This is a genomic window from Thalassobacterium sedimentorum (genome assembly GCF_031127905.1).
Taxonomy (GTDB): Bacteria; Verrucomicrobiota; Verrucomicrobiia; order Opitutales; family Coraliomargaritaceae; genus Thalassobacterium; species Thalassobacterium sedimentorum.
Genome location: NZ_JARXIC010000013.1, coordinates 85,946 through 99,251, shown reverse-complemented (window position 1 = coordinate 99,251; position 13,306 = coordinate 85,946). Strand labels below are relative to the sequence as shown.

At 50.6% G+C, this 13,306-nt stretch carries 13 protein-coding genes; 6 read left to right on the top strand and 7 right to left on the bottom strand.

All coding sequences use genetic code 11. From position 1 onward, the window contains the following. Positions 1 to 1,593 (bottom strand): hypothetical protein, encoded by a 1,593-nt coding sequence (locus tag QEH59_RS09730; RefSeq protein WP_308985177.1) that lies wholly within the window; start codon positions 1,591 to 1,593, stop codon positions 1 to 3. 143 nt (positions 1,594 to 1,736) lie between these two features. Here QEH59_RS09730 and QEH59_RS09725 point away from each other — a divergent pair, with 143 nt between their 5' ends. From QEH59_RS09725 to QEH59_RS09715, 3 genes are read left to right on the top strand one after another with little or no spacing between them, the layout of a single operon-like run. Beyond that, the gene (locus QEH59_RS09725; RefSeq protein WP_308985176.1) at positions 1,737 to 2,912 is read left to right on the top strand and encodes a glycerate kinase family protein; all 1,176 of its coding nucleotides are present in this window, start codon (positions 1,737 to 1,739) and stop codon (positions 2,910 to 2,912) included. Further along, the gene (locus QEH59_RS09720; RefSeq protein WP_308985175.1) at positions 2,902 to 3,564 is read left to right on the top strand and encodes a DUF2062 domain-containing protein; all 663 of its coding nucleotides are present in this window, start codon (positions 2,902 to 2,904) and stop codon (positions 3,562 to 3,564) included. The genes QEH59_RS09725 and QEH59_RS09720 overlap by 11 nt, the downstream gene beginning before the upstream one ends. Continuing rightward, the gene (locus tag QEH59_RS09715; protein ID WP_308985174.1) at positions 3,557 to 4,798 is read left to right on the top strand and encodes a DUF1343 domain-containing protein; all 1,242 of its coding nucleotides are present in this window, start codon (positions 3,557 to 3,559) and stop codon (positions 4,796 to 4,798) included. The genes QEH59_RS09720 and QEH59_RS09715 overlap by 8 nt, the downstream gene beginning before the upstream one ends. Positions 4,799 to 5,077: 279 nt before the next feature. Here QEH59_RS09715 and QEH59_RS09710 read toward each other — a convergent pair whose 3' ends face one another. From QEH59_RS09710 to QEH59_RS09690, 5 genes are read right to left on the bottom strand one after another with little or no spacing between them, the layout of a single operon-like run. Continuing rightward, complete coding sequence (locus QEH59_RS09710) at positions 5,078 to 5,968, bottom strand: prepilin-type N-terminal cleavage/methylation domain-containing protein (RefSeq protein WP_308985173.1); 891 nt, start codon at positions 5,966 to 5,968, stop codon at positions 5,078 to 5,080. Between the two features lie 9 nt (positions 5,969 to 5,977). Then, complete coding sequence (locus QEH59_RS09705; protein ID WP_308985172.1) at positions 5,978 to 6,685, bottom strand: type IV pilus modification PilV family protein; 708 nt, start codon at positions 6,683 to 6,685, stop codon at positions 5,978 to 5,980. 26 nt (positions 6,686 to 6,711) lie between these two features. After that, a complete protein-coding gene (locus tag QEH59_RS09700) occupies positions 6,712 to 7,353 on the bottom strand; it encodes a prepilin-type N-terminal cleavage/methylation domain-containing protein (RefSeq protein WP_308985171.1) in 642 nt (213 codons plus the stop codon). A 27-nt stretch (positions 7,354 to 7,380) separates the two neighbouring features. Next, positions 7,381 to 7,983 carry a type II secretion system protein gene (locus tag QEH59_RS09695; protein ID WP_308985170.1) on the bottom strand — a complete coding sequence of 201 codons (603 nt, stop codon included), beginning with the start codon at positions 7,981 to 7,983 and terminating at the stop codon, positions 7,381 to 7,383. A gap of 5 nt (positions 7,984 to 7,988) precedes the next feature. Then, positions 7,989 to 8,633 carry a prepilin-type N-terminal cleavage/methylation domain-containing protein gene (locus QEH59_RS09690; RefSeq protein ID WP_308985169.1) on the bottom strand — a complete coding sequence of 215 codons (645 nt, stop codon included), beginning with the start codon at positions 8,631 to 8,633 and terminating at the stop codon, positions 7,989 to 7,991. Positions 8,634 to 8,849: 216 nt separating this feature from the next. Between QEH59_RS09690 and coaD the strand changes: the two genes are divergently transcribed. After that, positions 8,850 to 9,368 (top strand): pantetheine-phosphate adenylyltransferase, encoded by a 519-nt coding sequence (gene coaD, locus QEH59_RS09685; protein ID WP_308985168.1) that lies wholly within the window; start codon positions 8,850 to 8,852, stop codon positions 9,366 to 9,368. A gap of 131 nt (positions 9,369 to 9,499) precedes the next feature. Beyond that, the gene (locus tag QEH59_RS09680; protein WP_308985167.1) at positions 9,500 to 10,846 is read left to right on the top strand and encodes an MFS transporter; all 1,347 of its coding nucleotides are present in this window, start codon (positions 9,500 to 9,502) and stop codon (positions 10,844 to 10,846) included. A 151-nt stretch (positions 10,847 to 10,997) separates the two neighbouring features. On the opposite strand, the gene QEH59_RS09675 is transcribed toward QEH59_RS09680, so the two are convergent. Beyond that, positions 10,998 to 11,273: an RNA recognition motif domain-containing protein gene (locus QEH59_RS09675; RefSeq protein ID WP_308985166.1), complete on the bottom strand. Its 276-nt coding sequence runs from the start codon at positions 11,271 to 11,273 to the stop codon at positions 10,998 to 11,000. 144 nt (positions 11,274 to 11,417) lie between these two features. Here QEH59_RS09675 and QEH59_RS09670 point away from each other — a divergent pair, with 144 nt between their 5' ends. Further along, on the top strand, positions 11,418 to 13,190 hold the full coding sequence (locus QEH59_RS09670) for an ABC transporter ATP-binding protein (protein WP_308985165.1): 1,773 nt from the start codon (positions 11,418 to 11,420) through the stop codon (positions 13,188 to 13,190). Positions 13,191 to 13,306 lie beyond the last annotated feature (116 nt).

The following is a 13,306-nucleotide window of genomic DNA, read 5'->3' as shown; positions in this document are numbered from 1 at the left end:
TCAAGTCTCAGACTCTAGAAAGATCCAATCAACTACATTTAAACCACTGCGGTGCAGCGCCTGTGCATACTCGTTTTTCTCTATCAAACTATTGGGCGAGTTCATGACCATCTGAATGTTCATGCTCGGGAGATGGCTTTTCAAAATTTGAAAGACACACTCGTAGTCACGCTGATCAAAAGGAACGCCGAGCTTACGGTAGGACTCGCGAGTATCATAGCTACGGTTTTGCTCGCGAAACATACGATCCAGCGAGAAAGCACCGAAACCTGCCCCACGCCCATCCTGATACACCAGCACCACCGCACCACTGCCATAACGCACGATGTGTTGAATCGCGCGGTTATACTTCGCCTTATTCTCGTCCACTTTTACAGGAAAACGATTCAGGATAGACTCACTCTGAATGCGCACGATTGGTCGATCATAAGACTTGGGGTTACCATGGGTCAGCACCACAAAGTCATCACCACTCACGATATCGTAATACACATGCACGCGAAACCAGTATGGCTCAAAGAGCAGGCGTGCGAATGGGTTCTCCTTAGGATCCTTGCCCCTGGCTTCGATCGCCTTGGAATCAATTTTCAAGATCAAGCGATTCCCTCGAATCGATTTAAATTCGCGAATCATCGGCTCGGGTCCCATGGTATACGGCTCCAGCTCCTCATCGCCCAAGATCTCACGCACCAGATCGTACGAGACCACGATCTCATCGTCGATCGGTCGAATCGGCAGCAGGTAACTCGCCATATATATAAAGCGCTCCGCGTGCTCTAAGCGCACAGGCTTAAAAGGCACTACGGCTTCGGGAAGGCGAATGTCCGCCAGCGGCAGCTCATTGGGCCGCGAGAGCACATGCCCGGACTCCTGCTTCGATTTCAAATAAAATAAATTAAAAGGCCCCGGCTCATACTCAATCGATTCGGTGCGCTCGACCGTCAATCCATTGCGTTGCATCGCCTCCACTTTGTCGGGATTATTCGTCAACACCACCCACTTGGCATCAATGTCCAAAATGTGCACGATATCGGCGATGTTGAGATACTGACGATAATCCTTCTTCAGCCCCAAAGTCTTATAAGCATCAAAGGTCGATAAGGTGTCGCCACTCGCCTGCACCAACATCCGGTCGCGTGCCTTCGCCGAGTAACCAACGCCGCGCCCCTCTTGCAGTAAATAGAACAAAATACCATGCCCACTCTCGGCAATCTTCTCCATCGCGCCCTCAAGTTGCTGCACACAATCGCAATCACATCCACCCAGTGTTTCACTGGTCACACAGCTCGAGTGCATGCGCGTATGCAAGAGGTCGGCCTCTTTAATGTCACCATAGGTCAGTGCGATGATATAGCCCTTATGGATAATATCCTGAAAGATACAGGCACAAAAATCGCCGTAGCGCGTAGGCACCTGAGTATGTGCTAGATAAACAGTCGTCCCATGCACGGGATGCCGATCAATTTCTGACTCATCCAAAACCGACGCATCTACCGAATAAGCACGTAGCCAGTCTGGCAAATTATGAATATCGATATGCGTTGGGTGCTGTTGAGTGGAAGATTCGGCGCTGGACGAAGGAAGAGTGCTCATAACGATAAATGGTTCTCAAAACCATTAGCATGCTTTATGCCAGCTAGCGAAGAAGCGGCACTCCAATTCCGTACGAGGTAATTTCAAATTATTCCACGAACAATGTTGGACCTTCGCCATTCGATGTTCATATTCGCGCCCATATGCACATCCTAGCCGCCTTCGATAAATTCAAAGATGCCATGCCAGCCGACTGTGCTTGCGATGCCGCACTGAGCGGCGCACGCGCAGCGCTGGGCGACCAACACACCTTCACTCGCGCCCCATTGACAGATGGCGGCGAAGGATTTTGCCCTATATTAACTCAGGCCGCCAATGGCTATATGGAGCACCATACGGTCTGCGGCCCACTCGGGGAAGAAGTCGAAGCCCCACTTGGCTGGGTTGCGATTGAAGCCATTCCCGCAAGTGCACGTCAATTTTTGGCAGTCAAGACAGGTCAATTAGCGATCATAGAAATGGCCTCCGTCGCTGGACTAGAGCAAGTGCCGCACGCCCAACGCCACCCCAAGCATTGCACCACACGCGGCGTAGGTGACCTGATTCGTATCGCGGTGGCCGAAGAGGCCAGTGCCATTCTGCTCGGCATCGGCGGCAGTGCCACCAGTGATCTCGGTCTCGGCGCTCTTGAAAGCCTCGGACTGAAATTTTGCCCCAGCGGCCAGATCACCCCAGCACAATGGGACGAAATCCAACAAATAACGGGTCAAATCGATATTGAAGTGCCTCCGATCTACATCGCCTGCGATGTAGACAACCCGCTGCTGGGCCCACAAGGTGCTGCCGCGATTTATGGCCCACAAAAAGGACTTAGCCCAGATGCAATCGAAGCGTTCGACGATGCCTCAGAACGTGTCGCCAAGCAACTTTGCCAATTTTTCAAACAGGACAATAGCCGCCTCAAAGTGCCCGGCAGCGGTGCCGCCGGTGGTTTAGGCTTCGGGCTCAACGTCGCTTTTGGCGCTAGCTATGTGCCAGGCTTCGAACTGGTCACCGCATGGCTAGACCTCGCCAATAAAATAAAGCACGCCGATCTCGTGCTCACAGGCGAAGGTAAATTTGACCAGAGTTCGCTCGCAGGCAAGGGCCCCTACGCGCTACTCGCAGCCGCCTACTCCAGCGACACAGCCGCCATTTTACTGGCAGGTTTGGCCGAAGATGACGCCGCCCAAAGCGTACGTGAGAGGTTTCCAGGCACCGCAGTGTATAGTATCACACCTGCAGGCACCCCCCTACCAGAAGCACTCAAAGGTGCCGCTCAATTTTTAACGCAAAAAGTGACCGAAGTCTTGCAGACCCAATACCGTAATGACGGCTGAGGAATCAGAATTCAACAAGACCAAATGGCGCCGCATACGAAGAGTTAAAAAATGGCTACGACCGCTCCCGCGGCGCGCCAACATACACCGCTATCCGATCTTAAAATTTTTCTCCGAAGCAGCCCGTAAGCGCATCTATATTTGGAGCTTTCGTGTCGAAAATGCAGTGCCTGCAATCTATGCAGGCAGCATACTCACACTCATGCCAATTTATGGCATACAGGTGCCGCTAGCATTTCTACTCGCACTCGTGCTCCGCGCAAACCTACCGATTCTAGTTGGACTACAAGTGGTATCCAATCCACTCACAGTCTTACCCATCTGGTATGCCGCCTACCAGATCGGACGCATCTTCCTAGGTTTTGTTGGCATACAAGTCGATCCACTGAACCATCAAGAGGTGCGCCTGCTACTAGACAATTTCATCCACGGAGCCTGGGGGAACAAATTTGACAATATCGCGATGGTATTCGGTGTCACCAATTTAGGCGCCTTGGTAATGGGCACCTTCTTCGGCTTGATCGGTAGTGTCATTTATCGCATCGTTGCCAACCGCACTGCCGCTAGCTATGCACTCTTACGTGCAAAAATGAACGACCACAAATCAAAGCCCGGCGCCTCAGCGTCCTCTAAAGACTCCATCAATGATTAAAAAGCTCTGCCTCTCATTACTCCCACTCTTTCTGTGGACTGGCCTCATCCGCGCAGAAACGATTTACCTAGGCATCGATGTGCTGGAACAAAGCGGCTTCCGTGCAATCGATGGCAAACGAATCGGCCTACTCACCCACCCCGCCGGACTCAACCGACGCGGAGAAAGTAGTATCGATGTGCTGCGCCGTGCCCCCAACATTCGACTCATGGCGCTCTTCGGACCGGAGCACGGTATTTACGGCGACGAACAAGCTAATGTCCCCGTCGACGATAAAATTGATCCTCGAACCGGGCTCCCCGTATACTCTCTGTATGGTCAGTATCGCAAGCCCACCGCAAAAATGCTTGCAGGTTTGGATGCACTGGTAGTCGACTTACAAGATATCGGCGTGCGCTCCTACACCTATGTCAGCTGCATGCGCTATGCAATGGAAGCCTGTTTTGAAAATGGCGTCGAAGTCGTGATACTGGACCGCCCCAACCCGCTCGGTGGTCTCAAAGTTGACGGCCCTCCACTCGATACCCAATGGCGCAGCTATGTAGGCGCCTTTCACGTACCCTATGTGCATGGCCTAACCATTGCCGAGTTGGCACGAATCGCCAAGAACTCTCCCGGTTGGATGGAAACCCCCAAAACAACACGCGAGCAAGGCAAATTAACTATAGTCCCCATGCAAGGCTGGAGTCGTGACATGCTCTGGACACAAACAGGACTGCGCTGGGTGCCCACCTCGCCTTATATTCCCGACCTCTCCGCCGTGCTCGGCTACGCGATGACTGGCCTCGGCGCACAAGAAGGTGGCTTTAGCCACGGCATTGGCACCCCTTATCCTTTTCGACTCTTACGCTATAAAGGCAAATCTCCAGCCCAACTGAAAGCCGCCCTAGAAGCCAAGCGCATTTCGGGACTCAATTACCGAATCGTACATACCAAGAGCGCCGCCGGAGCCTCACTCAGCGGACTTTACGTCAGTGTGGTGGATTGGAAGCGTGTACGCCCCACCGAACTCAGCTTCCACATGATGCAACTCTCAGCGGCATGGTCGACTAGCAATCCCTTCGCCGCGTCCAAGAACCCCACTCTATTCAATAAACATGTCGGTAGCACCGCATGGTGGAACGAAATCACTCAACGTGGCGCACAAGCTCGAGTCGCAGATTTCATGAATCAATGGACCCAACAAGCACAGAGTTTCCAAAATGAAGCCAAACGCTTCTGGCTCTATCGCTAATACGATGAAGTATATCTATTCACAAAAAGTGTGAACCTAATAGAGATGTTTCTCGTAGCCTCGCTTCTGAGAACAGGGAAGATCATGTCAAGAAGGCATCATAATGGTGGAGATCCATGTACAGTTTGAAACTAAGATTTGAGGGCTTATCTCTTCAAGCATGCCTTCCCCGCAAATGACGATGCCCCCCCCAAAAAAGCCCTCGGCTTACTGCATCCAGCAAACCGAGGGCGAAGTATAATGAACCACGCTCAATCGGCGTGGATTCAAAAAGCTAAACTAAAGCGGACGTGCCATGAAATTAACGCGACGCACAAAGACATCTCCGTGCTCACGAACGACGTCATCAACATCATCGTAACCACTACCAGCCATATTCTCTAAAATCTCTAAACCTTGGTCGGAGAGCACCGTCAATCGAATTTCTGCAAATAACAGAGGATTTGTAATCAAATCTTGGCTGGTACCACCAAAAGCAAATGCACCTCCAGCTCCTGCAACTAAACGCCCCTGAGCGGGATCCCAATTAATCGGTTCAGGCTCACCGCTGCCATCGTCTTCATAGAGAATCACTTTGAAATCTACAATATTACCCGCCAGATAATTCTTTTCGTCAGTAACTGCATCATCCCCCCAGAAGCCTGCAATCGCTCCGGTACTTGGTCCGACTAACTGAGACTGGGGGCTTTCGGTCATCGAAGAACTCCCCATCAAATGATTAAAAGTATCGTCGGGACGAGCGATGCTTCGATACAGCGCATAGACGTTATCCGTAGCTCCATCATAAGCAGGTTGATAAAACAGACGGTAAGCAATGCCACAGATATCACCAGCGGATGACTCATCACGATCCAAAGCAGGGGAAAATAGCTTTAAGGCCACCGTTTGATCCTCATAGGGTCCTCCTGGATTCTGTGGAGATTCCACGCGCAACCACTGCTGATCATTATTACGCAAGACAGCGGTTTCCAAATCCTGGGTGAGTAGTTCCATCGCAATACGGGCCTCGGCATTGGCCGACAGCTTACCGGAAGAACGATTCCAAACCTTGAGCACTTCGCTTGTAATCTGAATAACCAAGCCCACGAGCACCACCATGATGACCGTAGCCACCATGATTTCGATAAGTGTAAAGCCACGTGCCGATTTGTTTACCTTTAAATTTTTCATAGGAAATAATTAGCGAACGATTGCAGTGTTATAGGTAAAGATAGGATCCTTATCCTTGATGTTCACTAAGGTCGCATCCTTGGGGTCCTCTCCAGCGTTAGGCGGCAATTTCATAATGTCGTAGTTCGGAGAGGGATCCTCAACATAGATACGCACCTCCATCGCGAAGTATCCTTCTAAATAATTATCGAGTGTCTTATTTGAAAGGGTGTAGACTCCACTCGTAGTATTACGGTCAGGTGCGCCCGTGAGGTAGCTCTCAGGTGTCACCGAAGATGCTGACAAAACCACACGATAAATCGGCCCCGCGGCATAAACCTCTGTGCCATTAGTGATGTCGGCGTCCGTAACTGTAGCATTGGTCTCACCAATAAAACCGATTTTGAAGCCAATATTCTCCCCTTGTTCATACTGACGAAAGGCTAGAATTTGCGCGTAGTCATCGCCAACCACCGCATTAAAAATCGTCGCGAATTTAGACTCACCGGCATTAGCGATCTCAGGAGAATTCTGTAAAAACGCGTTCACCGAATTCACGATCGACGAAATTTCATCGGTCTTCTCCACATCATCTACTGATTTAAGAGTCGGTGCTAACAGTCCCACCAATGCCAGAACTGTAATCAGGAAGATTCCGATGGCCAAAACCACCTCAATGAGACTAAAGCCAGCTGAACGACTACGGTTGACCGACCGATGGAATGAATATTTTTTCACGTGCATGTTAAACTGAAATCAAAGGATTAAATTTTAGTGGGATCGTCGACCAGTGTTGTCGTGCCTACTTTGCGGAAGATGAGTGCAGCTTTCAGGCCAGCTTCCTCGCTTTCAGAATTATAAGCTTGCAGTTCACCATCCGCATTTAATTGGCCTGCTCGAATGACCAACCACTCATTGGCATTCTCCGAATTACCGTTCGACTTAAAAGTGTATTTATAATAAGGAACGGGATCGTCCGAAGAACCTGCCACAGTTCGACGCGGAAAATTCACACTCTCAGTCTCACCTCCATAATCCTTACTCAAGCTTGGATCAAAATAGATCCCTTCAGGCAGATAGACGCCTTGAGTTGCCGCGATCCAGCCCTCAGTGCCAACCTCATTGCCACTGCTGTCTGTATCATACCCCCTATAAATAATACCAATAAATCTACGATATTTCTCAAGGTCGGTAGGATCATTATTAATAATCAAGCAGGTCTTTGCATTTTTTAAAATGGCCTGTCCACGTGCGCCTTGTGCCACACCGGCAATGATACGCTGCGCCGAGCTTAGCTTAGCTCCAGCCCCTCCGTTCCCACCGATGAAAATAATCGATGACGCAATCAATATGATACTTATGACAACGAGGAGTTCAATCAGCGTAAATGCTGATTTCGAGCGCATAAGACTAGATTCTGTTCGTAGCATCATTTAATCGTTCAGGTAATAATCAGGTTCTTCCTCTTCTGTGCTAGGATCATCCAACACATAGGCGGTGGCACCAGCTTTGATTTGGCCCAAAACAGGAACGGTAAGTCGGCCGTCACCGTTCGCATCAATAAGGATCTTAATATTTGTATTATTAAAACGATCCGCCAATTGATTGGAGCTCACAACTTCCGTATCATTGTCGTAATAGAACTCTGAATCACTAAAACTGTGAAAGGCAATCATGCGGCGGTTGCCACCAAAGGCGACCTTCGCATTGGTAGAGCTATCGGGGTCACGCCCAGATAGCGTTTTAATAAAATCAACGCTGTCAGTGGACAACTCCACAGTTACATCCGTTGTCCCCGAACCAGTCACAAAGGGATAATAACCATATTCCCCCTTGAACATAGTGATCGCCGTCACGTAATTGGATAGTTGCGACTTAGAAGCTGCAATATTGGCCTGTTTACGCACCGCACCCACAGTCGGGATGAGAATCCCAGCAAGAATACCAATGATCGCAATGACCATCAACAATTCGATAAGTGTAAAACCTTTTACAGATGCGCTTGAGAATGAGTGTTTAGATATAGGTTGTTTCATAGTGCTTATTGACCCGCGTAAATGTTATCGACGTTTTCCGAATCCGTTTGTTCTTGGATACCTGAACTGTCGACAGCAACATGTTCGCCGTCCGGACCACGAGAATACAGGACGTAGCCAAAATTATCCCAGCCGGTAGTATTCGGACCAATATAATCATAAACATAAGGATTCCCCCAAGGATCCACGGGATAAATAGTCGTGGGTGCAGAATCAGCGGTATAATCACTGTTAAAAGTAAATTGCTCCATATCGACATACGACTTCCCGCGAGCTTGCTCCGGGTCAAAATCTAAGCGATATTTTAAATCAGCGGGCTTGCTACCACCGTTGTAGTTCCAATTCATCCAACCATCCAAAGCCAAAAGTAGACGGCTACCATTACTTTGAATCTGACCGTCAGAGGTCCCTCGGTTAGGAACCCATGGGTAATCACCGTAATCACTCTTAAATTGCTCCAAAGCCTGCGACAGCACAGCCAGCTCGGCCTTCGCTTTGGCACGAGCCTGCGCATTTTGCACGCCACGTGAAATACCAAAGGTAATTCCAGCCAGAATCAGAATGACGGAGATCACCATCAATAACTCAATTAGCGTGAAACCTTGCTGTTGCGAGCGAGGTCGAACCGATATAGGGGATTTAACTAGCATGGGGGATAATGTCATAGCTCTGTATTAACAGAATAAGTGAACGAGTGTCATAGCTTTAAGAAGCCCTGTCAACACTCGGTGTTGCGACAAGGGGGGTATTTCAACAGTTTTATCAAAAAGATTAAAAAACAAAAGCCAATGCCGCACTCCAAGGGCACCCAATTGCCTCGAAATGTGTTGGACTTCGTGTCACATTTGCGCTGAATCCCGAAGCATATGAAAATCGGCATTTATCCGGGATCCTTCGATCCAATCACGAATGGTCACCTCGACGTGATCAATCGCGCACGAAACATCTTCGACAAAGTCATCGTCGCCGTAGCGCGCAACGCAGCCAAGCAGCCTCTCTTTAGCAGCGAAGAACGGGTCAAATTAATCGAAGAGAATTTAGTCGATCGCCCCAACATCTCTGTCATCGCCTTCGAAGGCTTAATCGTCGATCTTGCCAAACAAACCCAAGCAGTGGCCTTAATACGCGGACTACGTGCCGTATCTGACTTCGAACATGAGTTCCAAATGGCACAGATGAACCGCCACCTAGACGACTCCATCGAAACTATCTTCCTGATGCCTAATGAGCAATTTTTCTTCACCAGTTCCAACTTGGTCAAACAAGTCTTCAAATTCACCGACCGCGAACGACGCTTAATTCCAGCCAATGTGCATGCCGCACTCTCCAAGAAATTTGGGCATGAAGGCAGCAGCGAAACACATATAGGCAATACAGTTGTCTGAATGCGCGGGCACGCCACACAGCTTGCGACACAGTAAATACAACTGAACCCACCCCGACTCGGCTATCAATTCAACTTGGAATCAGATTTACAATAGCTGCACACAAAACTTGCAGTCGAACACTTTAAAACATGTCAGAATCCAATCATTCAGAACCCGCTCCCAACAACCGCAGCCGCCTGGGCGTGATTTTTCTCACGCTGTTCTTAGATCTAGTCGGATTTTCGATCATTTTCCCGCTCTTTCCTTCGATGTTGGACTACTATCTCCCCAGTGGTGATGGCAGCCAGAATCTACTGGGACAACTGATCGCCCCCTTAGCCAGCATGGCTGAAAACAGTGGAGCCAGCGACCCACGCTTCATGACAGCAGTGTTATTTGGAGGCATACTCGGCTCACTCTATTCGATTCTGCAATTCATCTGCGCTCCACTCTGGGGCGCCTACTCCGACCGCGTGGGTCGACGCAAAGTGCTACTGATCACGATCAGCGGACTGGCGCTCAGTTATATAGCATGGTTTTTTGCCGCCTCATTCTGGATTCTGGTCTTAGCTCGTATTCTGGGAGGTGCCATGGGCGGCAACCTGTCAGTGGCCACTGCAGCAGTGGCCGACACCACGACTCGCGAAAAACGCTCAAGCGGACTGGCAATTATTGGAATCGCTTTTGGGCTGGGCTTCATAGTGGGACCAGCAATCGGAGGACTACTGGCCAAAATCGACCTCACTGAGCTTGCACCCTCGCTGAAAGCCCTGGGCGTCAACCCCTTCTCCATGCCAGCCTTGGTCAGCCTGATACTCACCATCATCAACCTAGTTTGGGTCAGTCGCCGCTTCACAGAAACGCTACCAGCCTCCAAACGTGACACACCCACGGTACGCAAAGGCTTAGCCGTATTCCAGATCTTCCAATGCCCCGAGCCCGCCACCCGTCGTACCAATTTTGTTTATTTAATCTACATGTTAGCTTTTAGCGGCATGGAGTTTACCCTCACATTCCTCGCCGTCGAGCGCTTCGGATTCTCCCCCGCCCAAAATGGAGGCATGTTCGTCTTTATCGGTTTGATTCTGGTATTGGTACAAGGTGGCATCGTACGTCGCCTAGCTGCTCCCGTCGGTGAGAAACGTCTCGCACTCGCCGGCTTAGCCTGTGGTGTCGCCGCCTTCTTAGCACTAGCCATGGCACTGCAACTGGGCCTCTTTTTTGGTGCACTCGCCTTAATGGCCTTCTCCATCGGTCTTGCATCGCCAACCTTGAGCGCGCTGGTCTCACTCTATTCCAAGGAGTCGGATCAAGGCGCCAATCTGGGCGTCTTCCGATCTGCAGGCTCACTGGCTCGCGCCATAGGCCCACTGCTGGCCGCCTTCGTCTATTTCGCCTACGGTTCACAAAGCGCTTACTTATTTGGCGCAATTGTGGTCATGATCCCACTACTCATGGCTTTCAAATTACCCACCCCCAGCAAAGGCCCAGCCTAAACAGGGAATTTCAAACTTATCGCGCACATACCGACACACATACCGATGCGGCAGCAATGCGGGCGTGTGATTCAGTGACGCTTGTCAATTCAGGCTCAACAAGCCCCAATCGCGTACCACAGCTTCAACGACTCAGCCCCAGACCAAGCAACTATTCTCCACCTTCACTATCACTGTTCTGCCGCTCTTTCGCGACATTCACCACTAATTGACGGCCGGCCAATGCTTGACCATCGAGCTGACGGATCGCTTCTTGCCCTGCGGCTTCGTCAGCCATAGTGACAAAACCAAAACCGCGCGGTCGACCGCCTCCGGGGCGAGTGACTATGACAGAATCTTCGACCTGCCCGGTTTGACCAAAGATCTCGCGGAGATCTTCAGCAGTGGCATCGAAAGAAAGGTTACCTACATAGAGTCGTACGGACATGAGAATATAATGACGGATAAATAGTATGGGAGAGTGAAAACAGAAAAAAATGCAGGATGCGCTCCGCTGACAACCTTTAATTCATATTCAGATTTGCCAAGGCTGGCAATCAGGGCTTGCGTGACAGATTAACCTTCCCGACACGTGAGCCAAACTACAGAGAAAACAAAGAAAAATACCATTTTGCGGGTCTCCGCCTACCTGTTCCGCTACAAGAGCCTTTTCTGGCTCACCATCGGACTTGCGGGCAGCATGGCCGCAATGGAGATCGCAGTACCGATCGCAATTCAACGCATTTTCGACGGCCTGCAAGCAACCGATGCACTCGACGGCCTACTCTACGGAGTGGGACTGATCGCACTCCTCTATTTGGGCAGCGAAGTGTTCAACAGCCTACGCATTCGGGTCAATAATACGCTTGAACAACGCGTGTTACTAGAAATGCGACGCGACCTACACAGCAAACTGCTGCGCCTGCCTGTATCGTTCTACGACCAGCGCAAGAGTGGCGAAATCTCCTCCCGGGTAATTGAAGACGTCGCCGCGGTGGAACGCGCCCTGCTCGATGGCACCGAACAAGGCACAGGCGCAATTCTACGCATCGTCGGCATAACGACCGTTCTATTCATCATGCAACCCTTCCTGGCGTGGTTTGTATTTTTACCCGTCCCCATTCTACTCATTGTAGGTGTTCTTTACTCCAAACGTTCACGCAAAGTGTGGAAGCGCGTACGCGAAAGTGCTGGCGACCTCAACAGCCTCTTAGTCGAAGACATTCAGGGTAATCGCCTGATACAGACCTTCGGCCTGCAAAAACGTGAATCGGCACGTTTTGAAACCAAGGCCCAAAAGCTAAGAGACAAAACGCTGTTTGCAATGTTTCGCTGGTCCATCTACAGCCCGGCGACTTCACTCGTCACCAAACTAGGCTTTCTAAGTATTGTGGGCGTAGGTGGCTATTTAGTATTACAGAACACTGCCGATTTTACCATGGGTAAGTTGATCGCGTTCTTCCTACTGGCAAATATGCTCTACCAGCCAATTTCGCAGCTGCACGGCCTCAACCACCTGATCGCCGCTGGTCGAGCCTCCGGAGAAAGAGTCTTTGAAGTCCTCGATGCACAAGTTGACGTCGACGAACCAGCCACCACCACCCCTCTACCTGCGGGCCCCATCGAAGTGACCTTTGAACAAGCCCGTTTTGAATACCCCGGCCGGCCGGCAGTGCTCGACCAATTCGAACTCACACTGGAAGCCAATCAAGTCACCGCACTCGTCGGCCACACAGGTGCCGGCAAGTCAACCGTCGCCAACCTCGCGATGCGCACCTACGATGTCAGCGGTGGCATCGTTAAGTTGTCAGGCGTCGACATTCGCCAGCTCAGCTTAAGCGAACTGCACGATAAAGTCGGCCACGTCGCCCAGGACCCCTTCCTCTTTGAAGGCACCGTCCGTGATAATCTCATGCTAGCCAAGGCAGATGCCACCGAAGACGAAATCGTCCACGCGCTCGAGCAGGCCTGCGCCTGGGAGTTTGTCGATGCCCTGCCAGAACGCTTGGATACCAATATAGGAGAAAAAGGCATCCGCCTGAGCCAAGGAGAAAAACAACGGCTCACCATCGCGCGAGTGCTGTTAAAAAATCCCCCCTTCGTCATTCTGGACGAAGCGACTGCCAGTGTCGATACAATCACCGAACGTAAGATCCAGGAGGCCCTGGACCGACTGGTACAACAGCGCACGGTACTTGTCATCGCGCACCGACTCTCCACCGTGCGGCGAGCGGATAAAATTGTGGTCATGGAGCAAGGTCGAATCATAGAGTCTGGCTCCCACGCCGCATTAATCCAGCAAGGCGGTCACTATGCCGACCTTTGGCAACATCAGAGTGATTTAATTCCTGAATATGATGGCTAGCGACGCTCAGCCTTAGGCCAGCCTCTCCGATTGACAATCCAAGTTACAGCCTCGACGCCTAATTCTTCAGTATAAGTACTACGTTTTCCCCCTTGACGGCAAATTTGCCTACAGAC